Below are 20029 nucleotides of genomic sequence, written 5' to 3' on the forward strand. Positions count from 1 at the left end.
TGGTTGCCTGATTTTTACACGTAAAGATGTAAAGGTAACCAATTAACTTATCAATCGATTACAGAATAATCGTTCGGTTACCGTAAACAAAGACGCGCTGAGCCAGAACCTGATACAGCGCACGGCTTAAAACATTTTTTTCAACGTCGCGACCCGCACGCATCATATCTTCGGCAGTGTAAGTGTGATCAACATGGATCACGTCCTGCATAATGATTGGGCCTTCATCAAGGTTATCATTTACGTAGTGGGCCGTCGCGCCGATGATTTTCACGCCGCGCTCATAAGCTTGATGGTACGGGCGAGCACCAATGAATGCTGGCAGGAATGAATGGTGAATATTGATAATTTTATTTGGGAAGCGTGAAACAAATGTCGGGGTCAGAACGCGCATGTATTTAGCCAGCACGACATAGTCCGGCTGGTGGGCGTCGATAGCGTCAGCCATTTTCTGATCATGTTCGTCACGTGTTAAACCTTCATGGCTGACCAGCTCAAACGGAATATCAAACCGTTCAACCAGAGGACGCAACGTCTCGTGATTGCCGATCACCGCGGCGATTTCAACATCCAGCCCGCCATAATTGGCCTTCATTAACAGATCGCCCAGGCAATGCGCTTCCTTGGTGACCAAAATGACGATGCGGCGGCGGCCTGCTGGGGTTAATTCACGAATTGAGCCTTCAGGTAAGGCGCTGTCCAGATCGGCAAGCAGCGTGACGTCGTTAAAAATGCCCTCCAGTTCGGTGCGCATAAAAAAGCGTCCGGTGCGGTGGTCCACAAACTCATTGTTTTGCACGATGTTCAGTTCATGCTTGTAACAGATATTCGTAATGCGCGCGATCAGACCTTTTTGGTCCGGGCAAATAGTACGCAGCACTTTTCTTTGTAATGAATGCATTTGCAGCGGTGATCCTGTTGAGAATGTTTGCAAAATTGATACTGTCGGGCGTTGATTAGCCGCAGCACTTTTTAAATTTTTTACCGGAGCCACAAGGGCAGGTATCGTTTCGTCCAATTTGAGGGCGTGTACCGTCTATATAGTACCACTGACCGTTTTCTTTTAAAAAACGAGAGCGCTCGATAATTGCACCTGTTTTACCTTGTTCAGAAAACCGCGCGACAAAACTGACATAGCCGGTATTTTCTGTGTCTGCCGTCTCTTGTTCAAAAACGGTCAGTCCGAGCCATTCTGTATGACTAAATCCTGCGATAATGTCGTCGCGAAACGAGGCCGCATGACAATCTGGATGCCAGGTCCTGATAAGGTAATCTGCGTCTTTCATCACAAAAGCACAGTAACGAGAACGCATGAGGTGTGACGGCGTAGGTGCTACTTGCGCGCCGGACACATAACGGTAGCAACATAGGCTATACTCGACAGCGCTACCACAGGGACAAAGCTGAGACACAAAGTACTCCCTGGAATATAAAAACGGCGTAAAAACGCCAGAGTGGCACTATGTTAACTGAGCGGTAGCGATGTTGCTACGTCTGCAAGCCAGGGGAAGTTTGTACGTATAATGAGAAAAATAAAAATTGGGCTGGCGCTAGGTTCCGGCGCGGCGCGAGGTTGGTCGCATATTGGGGTTATTAAAGCCCTTAAGCATATGGGCATCGATGTTGATATCGTGGCAGGGTGCTCCATCGGTTCGCTGGTTGGCGCTGCCTACGCCTGCAATAAGTTACCTGCTCTTGAAAAGTGGGTATGTTCTTTCAGCTATTGGGATGTTTTACGGCTGATGGATCTCTCATGGCGCAGGGGAGGTTTACTGCGCGGTGAACGGGTATTCAATCAGTACCGTAATGTCATGCCGGTAGAAGCAATTGAGCAATGCACACGCCGTTTCGCAACAGTTGCTACTAATCTGAGTACGGGGCGGGAGTTGTGGTTTACCGAAGGTGATTTGCATCTGGCTGTCCGAGCCTCCTGTAGTATTCCTGGTCTGATGTCTCCCGTGGCGCATAATGGTTACTGGCTGGTCGATGGCGCGGTGGTGAATCCCGTCCCTGTATCCCTGACTCGTGCGTTGGGGGCCGATATTGTTATCGCGGTCGACCTGCAACACGATGCTCATCTCATGCAACAAGATTTACTCTCCTTCAACGTCAATAGCGATGCCGAATCGGGTAATGATGCTGACGAGCTTTCATGGCATGCCCGTCTGAAAGAGCGATTGAGCAACATTACGGCCAGGCGTGCGGTCACGGCACCGACAGCGATGGAGATCATGACGACGTCTATTCAGGTTCTGGAAAATCGTCTGAAACGTAACCGCATGGCCGGCGACCCTCCAGACATACTGATTCAGCCGTTTTGTCCACAAATATCCACGCTGGATTTTCACCGCGCCAGTGCAGCAATTGCTGCCGGGCAGTTGGCGGTCGAGAAGAAAATGGATGAACTTCTACCCCTGGTGAAAACCAACGTCTAACGCATTTTTTATCAACACTTAAGCTAATTCTGACAGGCGTGAGTGGCAATAGCATGCCACTATTTATTAAAGCCAGTCAGGGGGGAGAATATGACGCAGCCATTGGTCGGAAAACAGATTCTTATCGTTGAGGATGAGCCGGTATTTCGCTCACTCATGGACTCATGGTTTTCCTCTTTGGGAGCGACAACGGCGGTGGCTGGCGACGGGCTTGAAGCACTTGAACTACTTGGACACTTCACACCAGACCTGATGATTTGCGATCTGGCTATGCCAAGAATGAACGGCCTCAAACTGGTTGAGTATCTACGCAATCGTGGCGATCAGACCCCGATACTGGTGATTTCTGCGACGGAAAACATGTCCGACATAGCCAAAGCGCTACGACTCGGGGTGGATGATGTCCTATTGAAGCCGGTGAAAGACCTTAATCGCTTGAGAGAAACCGTCTTTGCATGTCTTTATCCCAACATGTTTAATTCACGCGTGGAAGAAGAAGAGCGGCTGTTTCGCGACTGGGATGCGATGGTGGACGATCCTGCCGCCGCCGCGAAGCTGCTAAAAGAATTACAGCCTCCTGTGTCGCAAGTGATTTCGCACTGTCGCATTAACTATCGACAATTGGTAGTAGCCGACCAACCGGGGCTGGTGCTGGATATTGCGCCGCTGTCGGATCATGACCTTGCATTCTATTGCCTTGATGTGACGCGGGCAGGGGATAATGGTGTTTTGGCTGCATTATTATTGCGGGCGCTATTTAATGGTTTACTGCAGGAGCAACTGACACAACAAAATCAGCGCTTGCCGGAGTTAGGTACGTTATTGAAACAGGTAAATCATTTGTTGCGGCAAGCCAATTTACCAGGGCAGTTTCCCTTGCTGGTGGGGTATTACCACAGCGGATTAAAAAATCTGATTCTGGTATCTGCAGGGCTGAATGCGACATTAAATACAGGTTCCCACCAAGTGCAAATCAGCAATGGCGTTCCGCTGGGTACCTTAGGTAATACGTATCTTAATCAGTTGAGCCAACATTGTGAGTCATGGCAATGCCAAATATGGGGGGCGGGAGGGCGCCTGCGCTTGATGTTGTCTGCGGAATGAACAATTGAGAGGCGTGCAAATGAAATTGGTTCACCCTCCCCGTGCTGTGAGTGCTACTATCAGCGCCAGATTTATTCGTATTTATCTTAATTATACCGACGCGCGTCCTTTTCAGACCAGAAGTTTGTCGCTGTACTGATATACTCGGATGCGATACAGAATGATGAACACGTTCAATACATGAACAGTCCAGGAGAGTTTTAAATGGCTGCCCTTAATTCAAAAGTCAAAAAAGCCGTTATCCCAGTTGCGGGATTAGGAACCAGGATGTTACCGGCTACGAAAGCAATCCCGAAAGAGATGCTACCGTTGGTTGATAAGCCATTAATTCAGTACGTCGTAAACGAATGTATTGCTGCGGGCATCACTGAAATTGTACTTGTAACTCACTCGTCTAAAAATTCTATTGAAAACCACTTCGATACCAGCTTTGAACTTGAAGCGATGCTGGAAAAACGTGTAAAACGTCAGCTGCTGGAAGAAGTGCAATCTATTTGCCCGCCGCATGTGACTATTATGCAGGTGCGTCAGGGTCTGGCAAAAGGTCTGGGCCACGCAGTATTGTGCGCGCACCCTGTGGTTGGCGATGAACCGGTTGCTGTAATCCTGCCGGACGTAATTCTTGACGAATACGAATCTGATTTATCCCGCGACAACCTTGCCGAAATGATTCATCGCTTTGATGAAACAGGTAGCAGCCAGATTATGGTTGAGCCGGTAGAAGATGTTACGGCTTATGGTGTTGTTGATTGTAAAGGCGTTGAATTATCCCCGGGCGAAAGTGTCCCGATGGTTGGCGTGGTTGAAAAACCAAAAGCTGACGTAGCGCCTTCTAATCTGGCCGTTGTGGGTCGTTACGTTCTTAGTGCCGATATCTGGCCTCTGCTGGCTAAAACGCCTCCGGGAGCGGGTGATGAAATTCAGCTGACAGATGCAATCGATATGCTGATTGAAAAAGAGACGGTTGAAGCTTATCACATGAAGGGCAAAAGCCATGACTGTGGTAATAAACTGGGCTATATGCAGGCGTTCGTCGAATATGGTATTCGCCATAATACTCTCGGCGCTGAATTTAAAGCCTGGCTGGAAGACGAGATGGGTATTAAGAAGTAACCTTCTGGCATTATCTGGTCAGAACGGCGCTGTATTAACAGCGCCATTTTTTTATACCTAATCCGGGTAAGGCTGAGCGAAGTACCAGTAAAAAAAATCCCGCCAATGGCGGGATTTTAAGCAAAGTATTTCTGAATTATTCCTTGATCAGGAAATCGTCCAGTTGTTTACCTTGCTCTTCCATCGCTTTTTTGATCACTGCCGGTGTACGACCCTGGCCAGTCCAGGTTTTAGTTTCACCGTTTTCGTCAACATAGCTATATTTAGCCGGACGTGCAGCGCGTTTAGCTTTGGTGCCAGATTTAACAGCAGCCATGCTATTCAGCAGTTCGTTCGGATCAATGCCGTCAGCGATCAGCATTTCACGATATTGTTGCAGTTTACGAGTGCGTTCTTCAACTTCAGCGGCAGCAGCGCTTTCTTCTTCGCGACGCTCGCTAACTACAACTTCTAATTTTTCCAGCATTTCTTCAAGCGTTTCCAGAGTGCATTCTCTTGCCTGCGCACGAAGAGTACGGATGTTGTTCAGAATTTTAAGTGCTTCGCTCATTGTAGTAATCTCAAACTTATATTGGGGTGGTTTGTTGAGCTAATAATAGAGCGATAAATTCAGTTGTGCAATAGCCAGGAATGTAAGGAATTCAAAATTGCGCTTTATTTAGTAACAGAATTAATTCTCCTGTCTTAAATTCCCCATGATGTTGGGCATAAAAAAGGCTTATTGGCGAGGGGGCTTCTCAGCGGCTGAGAGTAAAAATTCAAGATTCAGGTCACATTTTATGGTGTACAAATAGTATCTCTTTGCAGTGATTTCAACCTTTTGTATTAGTTTTGCTTACGTGAATTCGCTAATACATGGTGAGAGTGGGTAGATTCAATAACAATATGGGAAGGGTTTCTTTATTGCCGTATGATGATAAGTGACATTGATAAATTTCATGAGCACTATTTGTGAAAGAGAGTGTATATACGCGTCCGAGCTCGGGCTGTATGGTCGATGGTTGTATGCTCTCTCACAACCTGCTACTTAAATTCAGGCGGCACTGAGCGGGCTTGCCCGCGCATTTATACGCCTTTGGGCGCAACGCTACACCGACACTTTCGTGAAATATGATACAATCCCGCGCATATTTATTTCCCCATGTGAGGGCCTTCGGTCAATGGCACAGCTATATTTTTACTATTCTGCAATGAATGCCGGTAAGTCGACTGCATTGCTGCAATCTTCGTACAATTATCAGGAACGTGGGATGCGTGCTGTTGTATATACAGCGGAAATTGATGACCGTTTTGGTGCTGGAAAAGTAAGTTCACGTATAGGTCTGTCGTCACCTGCAAAATTGTTTAACCAAAATTCATCTTTGTACGAAGAGATTCGTGCTGAAAATGAGCAGCAAAGAATTCACTGTGTACTGGTTGATGAGTCGCAGTTTCTGACTCGACAACAGGTTTATGAATTATCTGAAGTTGTCGATCGGCTGGATATTCCTGTGTTGTGCTATGGCTTACGCACAGATTTCCGTGGTGAATTATTTGGCGGTAGCGAATACCTGCTTGCGTGGTCAGATAAGCTCGTTGAATTAAAAACCATTTGTTTCTGTGGGCGTAAGGCCAGCATGGTTTTACGTCTTGATCAGTCTGGAAGGCCCTATAACGAGGGCGAGCAGGTGGTTATTGGCGGGAATGAACGCTATGTGTCGGTATGCCGTAAACACTACAAACAGGCGCAGTCTGAGGGCTCTCTGACGGCGATACAAGAACGACACAGCCACGATTAACCTGCAGGCTTCTGAGCGCTTATAAATACAGGGTAGGCCGGGACATTCGTCAATATTCTCTACCCTGTCAGACTCTCTTCTGACGGCTATTCTCACATCTTCCTGAATACATCTCTTACCGTGCCATTCTATTCACATGGTTAAATTGGGGAGCACTCAATTTTCATAACACAAGACGAAAAAAAACGGTCCCAACTGGGACCGTTTATAGTGAAACTAAAACTTATCTGAGAAAATTAAGCGGATTTCTTCGCTTTCTTTTCTGCTTTCGGTGCAGCTACTGCTTCAGTCTTAGCGGTGGTCTGGCCTTCGCTGTACTCACGACCGTAGTATGTATCCAGCAGGATCTGTTTCAGTTCAGCAATCAGCGGGTAACGTGGGTTTGCACCAGTACACTGGTCATCAAACGCATCTTCAGACAGTTTGTCCACGTGTGCCAGGAAGTCAGCTTCCTGAACGCCAGCTTCACGGATAGACTTAGGAATACCCAGCTCAGCTTTGATTTCTTCCAGCCAGCCCAGCAGTTTCTGGATTTTCGCGGCAGTACGGTCGCCCGGTGCGCTCAGACCCAGATGGTCTGCGATTTCAGCGTAGCGACGGCGTGCCTGCGGACGGTCGTACTGGCTGAATGCAGTCTGTTTAGTCGGGTTGTCGTTCGCGTTATAACGAATAACGTTGCTGATCAGCAGGGCGTTCGCCAGACCGTGAGGAATGTGGAACTGAGAACCCAGTTTGTGCGCCATTGAGTGACATACACCCAGGAAGGCGTTAGCAAACGCGATACCGGCGATGGTTGCTGCACTGTGTACACGCTCACGTGCTACCGGGTTCTTAGAACCTTCATGGTAGGACGCCGGCAGGTTTTCTTTCAGCAGTTTCAGCGCTTGCAGAGCCTGACCGTCGGAGAACTCAGAAGCCAGTACGGAAACGTAAGCTTCCAGAGCGTGAGTGACGGCATCGAGGCCACCAAACGCACACAGGGACTTCGGCATATCCATCACCAGGTTGGCGTCAACAATCGCCATATCCGGAGTCAGCGCATAGTCTGCCAGCGGGTATTTCTGCCCAGTTGCATCGTCAGTAACAACCGCAAACGGAGTCACTTCAGAGCCGGTACCGGAAGTGGTGGTGACGGCGACCATCTTCGCTTTCACACCCATTTTCGGGAACTTGTAGATACGTTTACGGATGTCCATAAAGCGCAGCGCCAGTTCTTCGAAGTGAGTTTCCGGGTGCTCGTACATAACCCACATGATTTTCGCGGCGTCCATCGGGGAACCGCCGCCCAGCGCGATGATTACGTCTGGTTTGAAGGAGTTAGCCAGCTCAGCACCTTTGCGAACAACGGTCAGAGTTGGGTCAGCTTCAACTTCAAAGAACACTTCGGTTTCAACGCCAGCAGCTTTCAGAACGGAGGTGATCTGGTCTGCATAACCGTTGTTGAACAGGAAGCGGTCGGTCACGATGAGCGCACGTTTGTGACCATCGGTAATCACTTCATCCAGTGCGATTGGCAGAGAGCCACGACGGAAGTAGATAGATTTCGGAAGTTTGTGCCACAACATGTTTTCAGCTCGCTTAGCAACGGTTTTCTTGTTGATCAGGTGCTTAGGACCAACGTTTTCAGAGATGGAGTTACCACCCCAGGAACCACAACCCAGAGTCAGGGAAGGTGCGAGTTTGAAGTTGTACAGGTCACCGATACCACCCTGAGAAGCTGGGGTGTTAATCAGGATACGTGCGGTTTTCATCATCTGGCCGAAGTAAGCAACACGTTCTGGCTGGTTGTCCTGGTCAGTGTACAGGCAAGAGGTATGACCGATACCGCCCATCGCAACCAGTTTTTCAGCTTTAATGACTGCGTCTTCGAAGTCCTTCGCACGGTACATTGCCAGCGTCGGAGACAGTTTTTCATGAGCAAACGGTTCGCTTTCATCGACAACCGTCACTTCACCGATCAGAATCTTAGTGGTTTCTGGTACGGAGAAGCCTGCCAGTTCAGCAATCTTGTATGCCGGCTGACCAACGATAGCTGCGTTCAGCGCGCCATTTTTCAGGATAACGTCTTGGACTGCTTTCAACTCTTTGCCCTGCAGCATGTAGCCGCCGTGAGTCGCAAAACGCTCACGTACTGCATCATATACAGAGTCAACCACGACGACAGACTGCTCAGAAGCACAGATTACGCCGTTATCGAAGGTTTTAGACATCAGAACAGATGCAACAGCACGTTTGATATCAGCGGTTTCGTCGATAACAACAGGGGTGTTACCTGCGCCTACGCCGATAGCCGGTTTACCGGAGCTGTATGCCGCTTTAACCATGCCTGGACCACCGGTCGCAAGGATCAGGTTGATGTCCGGGTGGTGCATCAGCGCATTAGACAGTTCAACGGAAGGTTGATCGATCCAGCCGATCAGATCTTTCGGTGCGCCAGCAGCGATTGCTGCTTGCAGAACGATGTCTGCTGCTTTGTTAGTTGCATCTTTTGCACGCGGATGCGGAGAGAAGATGATGGCGTTACGGGTCTTCAGGCTGATCAGCGATTTGAAGATAGCGGTAGAAGTTGGGTTAGTGGTTGGAACGATACCGCAGATGATACCAATTGGTTCCGCAATGGTAATGGTACCGAAAGTGTCGTCTTCAGACAGCACACCACAGGTTTTTTCATCTTTGTAAGCGTTGTAAATGTATTCAGAAGCAAAGTGGTTTTTGATCACTTTATCTTCGACAATACCCATGCCGGATTCGGCAACGGCCATTTTCGCGAGAGGGATTCGAGCGTCTGCGGCAGCCAGAGCGGCGGCGCGGAAGATTTTGTCAACCTGTTCTTGAGTGAAACTGGCATATTCACGCTGGGCTTTTTTTACGCGCTCTACAAGTGCGTTAAGTTCAGCGACATTAGTAACAGCCATGATGCTCTCCTGATAATGTTAAACTTTTTTAGTAAATCATCTGCTCGATACGAGAGTATAGACAGACCGACGAAAATTTGTGTAACGGTTTGAAAATCAAACGGTTAATTAACGTCCACTTTACTTTGATTTACTAAAAGAGCTTATACGCTAGTGCCAGTTAACTCTAACGCGTTACCTCCAGGTGGCGTAAGCAAGATTACTCACTTCTGAGTAGTAATTGCGTGATCTGGATCAAAAATTCGCAAAGCTGACACCTTTCAGCAGGCCCTTTTAGCGTTTCTCGTTAAGTGTTAATAAATTGACGTAATGAATGCTAATAACGTTAGCATAATTAATACATATTAATAACACTGAGTATTGGTAGCGTATTTACGTAGATATACGAAGATAGAAGGTGAAGTATGCTGACAAAAGGCGTATCTTCAGCGCGGATTTTATCAATTTTTATGACTCATTTTATCCGGCTAACGCTTCGGAGCTAACCGTGATCCAAACGCTATTTGATTTTCCTGTCTATTTTAAATTTTTCATTGGGTTATTTGCGTTGGTCAACCCGGTAGGGATCATCCCTGTCTTTATCAGTATGACCAGTTATCAAACTGCTGCAGCGCGAAACAAAACCAACCTTACGGCAAACCTGTCGGTCGCTATCATTCTGTGGACTTCTCTGTTTCTTGGTGATGGTATTCTGCAACTTTTCGGTATCTCAATAGATTCGTTCAGGATTGCCGGCGGCATTCTGGTTGTGACTATTGCGATGTCAATGATTAGCGGAAAACTAGGGGAAGATAAACAAAACAAACAGGAAAAATCAGAAACTGCAATTCGTGAGAGTATCGGCGTTGTACCGTTGGCATTGCCGTTGATGGCGGGCCCGGGGGCGATAAGCTCAACTATTGTTTGGGGTACGCGATATCACAGTGCGATTAACCTGTTTGGCTTTTTTGTCGCGATTGCGCTGTTTGCCCTGTGCTGCTGGGGGCTGTTTCGCATGGCGCCATGGCTGGTACGACTGTTGGGACAAACTGGCATCAACGTCATTACGCGTATTATGGGGCTACTGTTAATGGCCTTGGGTATCGAATTCATTGTTACAGGTATCAAATCCATTTTCCCTGGTTTGCTGGCCTGATATCTCTCTTCTGTACAAACGGAGTCGGTCCCGGCTCCGTTTCATTTCATTATCAGTAAAACTTCTCACTAAAGTTGAAAATCAGCATAGTGATAATAAAAAATGCTGATGGTTATTCATTTGTTTATTCATTAATTTTATGAATGTAACACTCATCTATCTGCCAGAGAGCCTGATATCGCTGTTATTTAATTAACATCATACTCTGGGGCTTGCTGAAGGATTATCGAAATGTTATTAGTTATTTCAGCATTTTTTTCAGTTGAATGTGCTAATTAATAGCCAATTGTTAAATTTATGTGCATTTTGACGTGGTGTTGACACCTGACAGGGTAGTTAACACTTGGCTTGATGTAATTTATTGTTTTTTATGGATTTGTTGTAAAAAACCTTCATTCGTAAGACTTTCTTTGTGAGATTTATTTCCAATAAAAGAGAATTGGTTAACAAATTTGTAAAATGTATTGGCGGTTAAGAAACGCATTTGATACTTTCCGGCCAGGTATTATGCAGAAGAATTCACGTTGATGAGAATCATTTGCAGTTAGTTTCTCTCAACAGGGTAATAGCGTGTTTCCGGCAGGGGAGGCACGTAGATAATCGACGTAAGGCGGTCATACGAACCGCCAGAATAAATAAAGTCGGTGATAGCAAGCAGTAAAACAAAAAACGACCTGACGGCAGAAAATCTCCGGTGCCGTACAGTGATCCTGACAGGATTAACAGTCTGGTTAAAAAACCAGCCATAATAATGAGGGAGTACAACACAATGACTAACATCACTAAAAAAAGTTTAGTAGCTGCGGGGATCTTAACTGCGCTAGTCGCTGGAAATGTTGCCACGGCGGCAGTAGTGCCAGCGGGTGTGCAGCTTGCTGAAAAGCAGACTCTGGTGCGTAATAACGGTTCGGAAGTGCAGTCACTCGATCCCCACAAAATCGAAGGTGTACCTGAATCCAACATTAACCGTGACCTGTTTGAAGGTTTATTAATCAGTGATGTCGATGGCAAACCATCGCCTGGCGTGGCTGAAAAATGGGAAAATAAAGATTTTAAAGTCTGGACATTCCATCTGCGTAAAGATGCTAAGTGGTCTGACGGCACGCCTGTTACCGCGCAAGATTTCGTGTATAGCTGGCAACGTTTGGCTAATCCAAATACTGCATCACCGTACGCCAGTTATTTGCAGTACGGTCACATCGTCAATATTGATGATATTATCGCCGGTAAAAAACCGATCACCGATCTCGGCGTAAAAGCTCTCGACGATCATACTTTTGAAGTCACCCTCAGCGAACCTGTTCCTTATTTCTACAAACTGCTTGTGCACTCTTCCGTTTCACCAGTTCCTAGAGCTGCTGTTGAAAAATTCGGCGAGAAGTGGACCCAGCCCGCTAACATCGTTACTAACGGTGCGTATAAACTGAAAGACTGGGTTGTGAACGAACGCATTGTGCTTGAGCGTAATACCAACTATTGGGACAACGCCAAAACGGTTATTAACCAGGTAACCTACCTACCTATTTCTTCTGAAGTGACTGACGTTAACCGCTATCGCAGCGGTGAAATCGACATGACCTATAACAACATGCCGATTGAGTTATTCCAGAAACTGAAAAAAGAGATCCCGAACGAAGTCCACGTTGACCCGTATCTGTGCACCTATTATTACGAAATCAACAACCAGAAAGCACCGTTCAACGATGTTCGTGTTCGTACCGCCCTGAAGCTGGCGTTGGATCGTGACATTATCGTCAATAAAGTGAAAAACCAGGGTGACCTGCCGGCGTATAGCTTTACTCCTCCATACACCGATGGCGCAAAACTGGTTGAGCCAGAGTGGTTCAAGTGGTCTCAGGAAAAACGTAATGAAGAAGCGAAGAAACTGCTGGCTGAGGCCGGATATACCGCTGAGAAACCGCTGACCTTTGACCTGCTGTATAACACTTCAGACCTGCATAAGAAGCTGGCTATTGCAGCGGCATCTATCTGGAAGAAAAATCTGGGTGCTAATGTGAAGCTGGAAAACCAGGAATGGAAAACGTTCCTCGATACGCGCCATCAGGGCAACTATGATGTTTCACGTGCGGGCTGGTGTGCGGACTATAACGAACCGACGTCCTTCCTGAATATGGTGCTGTCCGACAGCTCCAATAATACCGTCCACTATAAGAGCCCGGCATTTGATAAGCTGATTGCGGATACGCTGAAAGTGACGGATGAAGCGCAGCGCAGTGAACTGTATTCGAAAGCGGAACAGCAGCTGGATAAAGATTCTGCGATTGTACCGGTTTATTACTATGTTAATGCCCGCCTGGTGAAACCATGGGTTGGCGGATACTCCGGTAAAGACCCGATGGATAATATCCACGTTAAAGACTTGTATATTATCAAGCATTAATGGCAAGACGTGGGGCAATCATTTTTGCCCCACAGTGTCTTTTTTCTTCGAACTATTAATACCGCTTTACCTGAACGTCGGGGTTAAAGAGGTATAAAGGCACACGCCAGAAGGTACGGGCAATGTTAAAATTCATATTACGTCGCTGTCTGGAAGCGATTCCGACGCTGTTTATTCTTATTACGATTTCATTCTTTATGATGCGCCTTGCGCCCGGAAGCCCATTCACCGGGGAACGCGCGTTACCGCCAGAGGTGCTGGCGAATATTGAAGCGAAATATCATCTTAACGATCCTATCTCGACGCAGTACTTCAGCTATCTGAAACAGCTGGCGCATGGCGATTTTGGACCATCCTTTAAATATAAAGACTACACGGTTAACGACCTCGTTGCTTCGAGTTTTCCGGTTTCTGCGAAGCTGGGTGCGGCAGCCTTTATTCTGGCGGTACTCGTCGGCGTTAGCGCCGGGGTGATAGCCGCGCTGAAGCAAAATACACGTTGGGATTACACGGTGATGGGGGTGGCAATGACTGGGGTAGTTATCCCCAGTTTCGTGGTCGCTCCCTTATTGGTCATGATATTTGCCATAACCTTGAAATGGCTGCCCGGCGGGGGCTGGAACGGTGGGGCGTTGAAATTTATGATCCTACCAATGGTGGCCTTGTCACTGGCCTACATCGCCAGTATCGCTCGTATTACTCGCGGTTCGATGATTGAAGTGCTGCACTCTAACTTTATTCGTACCGCGCGCGCCAAAGGGTTGCCGATGCGGCGGATTATTTTCCGCCATGCGTTAAAACCTGCGCTGTTGCCAGTGCTGTCCTATATGGGACCGGCATTTGTCGGCATTATCACCGGTTCGATGGTTATTGAAACCATCTATGGTTTGCCGGGCATTGGTCAATTGTTCGTCAACGGCGCGTTAAACCGCGACTATTCGCTGGTTCTGAGTCTGACCATACTGGTGGGTACTCTGACCATCGTGTTTAACGCGATTGTCGATGTGCTTTATGCCGTTATCGACCCGAAAATTCGTTACTGATACTGGAGCTCGCTATGATGTTAAGTAAGAAAAACAGCGAAGCGCTGGAGAATTTCAGTGAAAAGCTGGAGGTCGAAGGCCGCAGCCTGTGGCAGGACGCGCGTCGACGCTTTATGCATAACCGAGCTGCGGTAGCAAGCCTGGTGGTGCTGGTAATTATTGCGCTGTTCGTGACGCTCGCGCCGATGCTGTCGCAGTTTACCTACTTCGATACTGACTGGGGCATGATGTCCAGCGCGCCGGATACGGAATCAGGCCACTATTTCGGTACTGACTCGTCGGGACGCGACCTGTTGGTGCGCGTGGCGATTGGCGGGCGCATCTCGCTAATGGTCGGCATTGCGGCGGCGTTGGTCGCGGTGGTTGTCGGTACGCTGTACGGTTCTCTGTCGGGCTACCTCGGCGGAAAAATCGACTCGGTGATGATGCGTCTGCTGGAAATTCTCAACTCCTTCCCGTTCATGTTCTTCGTGATCCTGCTGGTCACCTTCTTTGGGCAAAATATCCTGCTGATTTTTGTCGCTATCGGGATGGTCTCCTGGCTGGATATGGCGCGTATCGTGCGTGGACAAACGCTGAGCCTCAAGCGCAAAGAGTTTATTGAAGCGGCGCAAGTGGGTGGGGTGTCTACCGTGCGTATCGTTATCCGCCATATTGTGCCGAACGTGCTGGGTGTGGTGGTGGTATACGCTTCATTGCTGGTGCCGAGCATGATCCTGTTTGAATCCTTCCTGAGCTTTTTGGGATTAGGTACGCAGGAGCCGTTAAGTAGCTGGGGCGCTCTGCTCAGTGATGGTGCCAACTCAATGGAAGTCTCACCATGGCTGCTGCTGTTTCCGGCAGGTTTCCTGGTGGTCACTTTGTTCTGTTTTAACTTTATTGGCGATGGCTTGCGTGATGCCCTCGACCCGAAAGACCGTTAAGGAGTGCAGCCATGAGCGTAATTGAAACCTCAACCGCGCCGCTCGCGCAACAACAGGCTAACGCACTGCTGAACGTAAAAGATTTGCGTGTGACGTTCGCTACCCCCGACGGCGATGTAACTGCGGTCAACGATTTAAACTTTTCTCTGCGAGCTGGAGAAACGCTGGGTATTGTCGGAGAATCCGGTTCAGGTAAATCGCAAACGGCCTTTGCCCTGATGGGCCTGCTGGCGGCTAATGGTCGTATCGGGGGCTCCGCAACGTTCAACGGACGTGAAATTCTGAACTTACCGGAACGTGAACTGAACAAACTGCGCGCCGAGCAAATCTCGATGATTTTCCAGGACCCGATGACGTCTCTCAATCCGTACATGCGGGTCGGGGAGCAGTTGATGGAAGTTCTGATGCTGCATAAAGGCATGGGCAAAGCGGAAGCTTTTGAAGAGTCGGTCAGAATGCTGGATGCGGTGAAAATGCCGGAAGCGCGTAAGCGCATGAAAATGTATCCGCATGAATTCTCCGGTGGTATGCGTCAGCGCGTTATGATCGCTATGGCGTTGCTGTGCAGGCCCAAATTACTGATAGCCGATGAACCGACCACTGCGCTCGATGTGACGGTACAGGCGCAAATCATGACGCTGCTGAATGAACTGAAAAGCGAATTCAACACCGCGATTATCATGATCACCCACGATCTGGGGGTTGTTGCCGGTATTTGCGATAAAGTTCTGGTGATGTACGCCGGTCGTACGATGGAATACGGCAGTGCGCGGGATGTCTTTTATAAGCCCGTTCATCCGTATTCGATTGGTTTGCTGAATGCCGTACCTCGTCTGGATGCAGAAGGGGAAGAGATGCTCACGATCCCGGGCAACCCACCGAACCTGCTGCGTCTGCCAAAAGGCTGTCCATTCCAGCCGCGTTGCCCGCATGCGATGGAAATCTGTAGCAGTGCTCCGCCACTGGAGGAATTTAGTCCAGGCCGTTTGCGCGCCTGCTTTAAGCCGGTGGAGGAACTGGTATGAATGCGGTAACCGAACAACGTAAAGTGCTCCTTGAGATTGCTGACCTTAAAGTCCATTTCGATATTAAAGATGGCAAACAGTGGTTCTGGCAACCATCTAAAACCCTGAAGGCAGTTGATGGCGTAACCCTGCGACTGTATGAGGGCGAAACCCTGGGCGTGGTCGGTGAATCAGGCTGCGGGAAATCGACCTTTGCCCGTGCGATTATCGGCCTGGTGAAGGCCACCGATGGAAAGGTTGCCTGGCTGGGTAAAGATTTACTCGGCATGAAACCCGATGAGTGGCGGGAAGTACGCAGTGATATCCAGATGATTTTCCAGGATCCGCTGGCATCGTTAAACCCGCGCATGACCATTGGTGAAATCATTGCCGAACCGCTGCGAACTTATCATCCGAATCTTCCTGGTCAGGAAGTCCGCGATCGTGTGAAAGCGATGATGATGAAGGTAGGATTACTGCCCAACCTGATTAACCGCTACCCACATGAGTTTTCAGGTGGCCAGTGTCAGCGTATTGGTATTGCCCGCGCGCTGATCCTCGAACCGAAGTTGATTATCTGCGATGAACCCGTTTCGGCGCTGGACGTGTCAATCCAGGCCCAGGTGGTTAACCTGCTGCAACAACTTCAGCGAGAAATGGGATTATCGTTAATCTTCATTGCCCACGACCTCGCGGTGGTTAAACATATCTCCGACCGTGTGCTGGTTATGTATCTCGGACATGCGGTGGAATTAGGGACCTATGACGAGGTGTACCATAACCCGCTGCATCCTTATACCAAAGCGCTGATGTCTGCGGTGCCGATCCCCGATCCGGATCAGGAAAGGAACAAGGTTATCCAGTTGCTGGAAGGCGAGTTACCGTCCCCGATTAACCCTCCTTCCGGTTGCGTGTTCCGTACGCGCTGCCCGATTGCAGGGCCGGAATGCGCAAAAACGCGCCCGGTTCTCGAAGGAAGTTTCCGACACGCAGTTTCCTGCCTGAAAGTAGACCCGCTATAATTCCGAGGGCTGACAAAAGTCAGCCCTTTTTTTGGTGAGGTATCTGTGCCAGGTTTAGTCTCTTCTGTCCGCCGCGCGCTCTTTCGCAAATTATTCGATTTAAACACCCGTTCAGGGCGTCGCTTTGAAGGTATGTGCGCGCTATTCGCCTTGCTCAGCGTCATTGTTATCTTCATTGAGTCCGGAGTAGGGACGCAATACCATTTAACCTTTGAGGAATGGCGCGTTTTTGTCTGGCTGGAGATCTTTATTACTCTGGTTTTTACTCTCGAATATCTTCTGCGCTTATGCTGTTGGGCCAATCCCGCCAAATATGTGTTTAGTTTCTGGGGGATAGTTGACCTTGCCACCATTCTGCCGCTGTATGTGATGTGGCTATGGCCGGAAATCAGTCTGAGTTATGTTTTCGCCTGGCGGGCGATGCGTGTCCTGCGCGTCCTGCGTATTCTCAAGCTGTTGCGCTTTATGCCTTCTCTACGGGTGTTCTGGAATGCGTTAAAAAGTGCCCGACATCAGCTGATGTTATTCTATTCCTTTATCGCCATTCTGATGGTGGTTTTTGGTGCGATGATGTATCTGATTGAAGGGCCAAAATATGGATTTACTACGCTGAATGCGTCAGTGTATTGGGCGATTGTTACTGTAACCACCGTCGGCTATGGCGATATTACGCCGCACACTCCGTTGGGGCGCATGGTGGCGTCCGTGCTTATCCTGATTGGTTACTCGGTGATTGCGATACCGACGGGATTGATTACCACGCACATGAGCAGTGCGTTCCAGCATCGCGGGCACCAACGAAAATGTCCCCAGTGTCAGCAGGCGCAGCACGAACATAGCGCGCAGTTTTGTAACCGTTGCGGAAGCAAACTACCGGGCTAAAAATAAAAAAAGCTGCGAGAGCAGCTTTTTTGTTTGATTATTCGCGCCAGAGAATATGGCAGAGCTTATGATCTTTTTCGCGACATAATAAAACGCGCGCAAAAATATCGTTAATCTCACCGTCTTCTGTATCTGCCAGACCAATCACCACTTCGGCAAAGAAATCAGGGTTCAGGTCAAAATCAACATGCTCCTGCCAGTCTTCTGCCGGATCGAATAACTCGGCACCGCCGCGTTCTTCAAACTGCAAATTGAACAGAATGATATCTGCCGGGTCGAGGTTATCCGCAGCCAGTTCGAGAAAAATGTCGTAAGCCTGCTCAAGCGTTTCGTCTTCGGTCAGGCGATTGTTCAAATCCATATCCATAATGACTACCTGTTTACTGTCTGATGGGCACGTTTTACAGCAACGGACTAAAGAAGTAAAACAGTCGCTCTGCTATCCGCTGCCAGAGTGGTCGTTTTACCCACAAACGGGCATCAAGCAGGCGGGAACGCGAAATATAATCATCCTGCACGGCGGCGAGATCGCCGCCGAATCCAGCATCGTCAATGACCAGCGTGATTTCAAAATTGAGCCATAGACTGCGCATATCCAGGTTAACGGTACCGACCAGGCTCAGCTCGCCATCGACCAGTACGCTCTTGGTGTGCAGCAGGCCGCCTTCGAACTGATAAATTTTAACGCCAGCTGCCAGCAACTCAGTGAAAAAGGCCCGGCTTGCCCAGCCAACCAGCAGGGAATCATTCTTACGTGGAAGAATGATACTGACGTCGACCCCACGCTGCGCTGCCGTACAAATTGCATGCAGCAAATCGTCGCTGGGAACAAAGTAAGGCGTGGTCATAATTAAATATTCGCGCGCTGAATAAGCTGCGGTTAACAGCGCCTGATGAATCAAGTCTTCTGGGAAACCAGGACCCGAGGCAATTGTGTGAATGGTGTGCCCGCTGGCCTGCTCAAACGGCATGATATTGACGTCCGGCGGCGGGGGCAAAATGCGCTTTCCGGTCTCAATTTCCCAGTCGCAAGAATAGACGATGCCCATAGCGGTGGCTACCGGGCCTTCCATTCTTGCCATTAAATCAACCCATTGCCCAACGCCTGCATCTTGTTTGAAGAAGCGCGGATCGACCATGTTCATGCTGCCGGTATACGCAATGTAGTTGTCGATCATGATCATTTTGCGGTGCTGACGCAGATCCATACGGCGTAAAAATACGCGCATCAGGTTCACCTTCAGCGCTTCTACAACCTCGATACCTGCGTTACGCATCATCGCCGCCCAAGGGCTGCGGAAGAACGCCACGCTGCCGGCGGAGTCCAGCATCAGGCGACAGTGAATGCCACGCCTCGCGGCAGCCATTAACGACTCGGCTACCTGATCGGCCATACCGCCTGGCTGCCATATGTAGAACACCATTTCGATGTTGTGGCGCGCCAGCTGAATATCGCGGATCAGCGCCTGCATCACGTCATCTGAACTGGTGAGCAGCTGCAGCTGATTACCCTTAACGCCGGCGATTCCTTGACGACGCTCGCACAGTTTAAATAAGGAGGAGGCGACGCTGCTGTTTTCCTGCGCAAAAATATGCTTACAGGCTTTAAGATCGTTCAGCCACTTGGCCGTTGACGGCCACATTGCCCGGGCGCGTTCGGCGCGGCGTTTACCCAGGTGGAGCTCACCGAAGGACAGATAAGCAATGATCCCTACCAATGGCAGAATATAGATGATCAAAAGCCAGGCCATTGCGGAGGGCACTGCGCGTCGTTTCATTAGAATGCGTAATGTTACGCCAGCAATGAGTACCCAGTAACCCAGAATGACCAGCCAACTCACCACGGTGTAGAAGGTTGTCATAAATTTAAAAATCCTTTTGAAAGCGTATTGTTAAGAGTTTACGCATCAGGATTAATCTGGCAAATAAAAACACGGGAAAACCGCTGGTCTGCATTCGGTGTGGCGTTATAATGGCCACTCAGTGACTGAAAGAGTAGTAAACATGAAGCGTAGTAGAACGGAAGTGGGACGCTGGCGGATGCTGCGTCAGGCTAGCCGCCGTAAAGCACGTTGGCTTGAAGGACAATCGCGTCGTAATATGCGTATCCACACTATCAGAAAGTGCATTCTCAACCATCAACGCAACTCGTTGCTGTTTGCGATCCACAGCATCTGATCCCAAAAGGGCACCGCTGGCGGTGCCCAATGTCACAGCTTTTTGTTCTGTTTCTCAACGCTATTTTCTATTGCAATTCATTTCTCATATTGATGA

General features: G+C 48.8%; 18 protein-coding genes. 12 read left to right on the forward strand and 6 right to left on the reverse strand.

The annotated features are described in order from the left end of the window. Positions 1-58 precede the first annotated feature (58 nt). Entirely contained in the window at positions 59-901 is an 843-nt protein-coding gene (gene purU / locus OGX67_RS10265) for a formyltetrahydrofolate deformylase (RefSeq protein ID WP_003020737.1), read from the reverse strand. A gap of 55 nt (positions 902-956) precedes the next feature. After that, positions 957-1412, reverse strand: coding sequence for a YchJ family protein (locus OGX67_RS10270; protein WP_003020734.1), 456 nt, complete (start codon positions 1410-1412; stop codon positions 957-959). A 111-nt stretch (positions 1413-1523) separates the two neighbouring features. Between OGX67_RS10270 and rssA the strand changes: the two genes are divergently transcribed. The 3 genes from rssA to galU all read left to right on the forward strand — a co-directional run bounded on the left by rssA (position 1524) and on the right by galU (position 4652). After that, positions 1524-2435: a patatin-like phospholipase RssA gene (gene rssA / locus OGX67_RS10275; RefSeq protein ID WP_003020732.1), complete on the forward strand. Its 912-nt coding sequence runs from the start codon at positions 1524-1526 to the stop codon at positions 2433-2435. A 90-nt stretch (positions 2436-2525) separates the two neighbouring features. Beyond that, positions 2526-3539 carry a two-component system response regulator RssB gene (gene rssB, locus OGX67_RS10280; protein WP_003841305.1) on the forward strand — a complete coding sequence of 338 codons (1014 nt, stop codon included), beginning with the start codon at positions 2526-2528 and terminating at the stop codon, positions 3537-3539. Positions 3540-3743: 204 nt separating this feature from the next. Then, positions 3744-4652: a UTP--glucose-1-phosphate uridylyltransferase GalU gene (galU, locus tag OGX67_RS10285; RefSeq protein WP_003020727.1), complete on the forward strand. Its 909-nt coding sequence runs from the start codon at positions 3744-3746 to the stop codon at positions 4650-4652. A gap of 136 nt (positions 4653-4788) precedes the next feature. Here the strand turns inward: galU and hns are convergent, their stop codons facing one another. Next, a complete protein-coding gene (gene hns / locus OGX67_RS10290; RefSeq protein ID WP_003020723.1) occupies positions 4789-5202 on the reverse strand; it encodes a histone-like nucleoid-structuring protein H-NS in 414 nt (137 codons plus the stop codon). A gap of 610 nt (positions 5203-5812) precedes the next feature. Between hns and tdk the strand changes: the two genes are divergently transcribed. Further along, on the forward strand, positions 5813-6430 hold the full coding sequence (tdk, locus tag OGX67_RS10295) for a thymidine kinase (protein WP_003020720.1): 618 nt from the start codon (positions 5813-5815) through the stop codon (positions 6428-6430). A 236-nt stretch (positions 6431-6666) separates the two neighbouring features. On the opposite strand, the gene adhE is transcribed toward tdk, so the two are convergent. Next, entirely contained in the window at positions 6667-9345 is a 2679-nt protein-coding gene (adhE, locus tag OGX67_RS10300) for a bifunctional acetaldehyde-CoA/alcohol dehydrogenase (RefSeq protein WP_003020717.1), read from the reverse strand. A 487-nt stretch (positions 9346-9832) separates the two neighbouring features. Here adhE and ychE point away from each other — a divergent pair, with 487 nt between their 5' ends. From ychE to OGX67_RS10335, 7 genes are all read left to right on the forward strand, one after another. Beyond that, entirely contained in the window at positions 9833-10480 is a 648-nt protein-coding gene (gene ychE, locus OGX67_RS10305) for an NAAT family transporter YchE (protein WP_003020714.1), read from the forward strand. A gap of 769 nt (positions 10481-11249) precedes the next feature. Continuing rightward, a complete protein-coding gene (oppA, locus tag OGX67_RS10310; RefSeq protein ID WP_003020712.1) occupies positions 11250-12881 on the forward strand; it encodes an oligopeptide ABC transporter substrate-binding protein OppA in 1632 nt (543 codons plus the stop codon). 122 nt (positions 12882-13003) lie between these two features. Next, the gene (oppB, locus tag OGX67_RS10315) at positions 13004-13924 is read left to right on the forward strand and encodes an oligopeptide ABC transporter permease OppB (RefSeq protein ID WP_003020708.1); all 921 of its coding nucleotides are present in this window, start codon (positions 13004-13006) and stop codon (positions 13922-13924) included. Positions 13925-13938: 14 nt separating this feature from the next. Continuing rightward, entirely contained in the window at positions 13939-14847 is a 909-nt protein-coding gene (gene oppC, locus OGX67_RS10320; protein WP_003020701.1) for an oligopeptide ABC transporter permease OppC, read from the forward strand. Between the two features lie 11 nt (positions 14848-14858). Further along, on the forward strand, positions 14859-15872 hold the full coding sequence (gene oppD, locus OGX67_RS10325; protein WP_003020699.1) for a murein tripeptide/oligopeptide ABC transporter ATP-binding protein OppD: 1014 nt from the start codon (positions 14859-14861) through the stop codon (positions 15870-15872). Continuing rightward, positions 15869-16873: a murein tripeptide/oligopeptide ABC transporter ATP-binding protein OppF gene (gene oppF, locus OGX67_RS10330; protein ID WP_003020696.1), complete on the forward strand. Its 1005-nt coding sequence runs from the start codon at positions 15869-15871 to the stop codon at positions 16871-16873. Before oppD ends, oppF begins: the two co-directional genes overlap by 4 nt. A 45-nt stretch (positions 16874-16918) precedes the next feature. Next, positions 16919-17755 (forward strand): ion transporter, encoded by an 837-nt coding sequence (locus tag OGX67_RS10335; protein WP_003020693.1) that lies wholly within the window; start codon positions 16919-16921, stop codon positions 17753-17755. A 37-nt stretch (positions 17756-17792) separates the two neighbouring features. On the opposite strand, the gene OGX67_RS10340 is transcribed toward OGX67_RS10335, so the two are convergent. Further along, entirely contained in the window at positions 17793-18122 is a 330-nt protein-coding gene (locus OGX67_RS10340) for an HI1450 family dsDNA-mimic protein (protein ID WP_003020691.1), read from the reverse strand. A gap of 34 nt (positions 18123-18156) precedes the next feature. Beyond that, positions 18157-19617, reverse strand: a complete 1461-nt coding sequence (cls, locus tag OGX67_RS10345) for a cardiolipin synthase (protein ID WP_003020687.1) — start codon at positions 19615-19617, stop codon at positions 18157-18159. Between the two features lie 142 nt (positions 19618-19759). Between cls and OGX67_RS10350 the strand changes: the two genes are divergently transcribed. After that, the gene (locus OGX67_RS10350; protein WP_003020684.1) at positions 19760-19933 is read left to right on the forward strand and encodes a YciY family protein; all 174 of its coding nucleotides are present in this window, start codon (positions 19760-19762) and stop codon (positions 19931-19933) included. Positions 19934-20029: the final 96 nt, after the last annotated feature.

Origin of the sequence: Citrobacter sp. Cf118 (assembly GCF_030334095.1) — a bacterium.
Classification (GTDB): Bacteria; Pseudomonadota; Gammaproteobacteria; order Enterobacterales; family Enterobacteriaceae; genus Citrobacter; species Citrobacter freundii.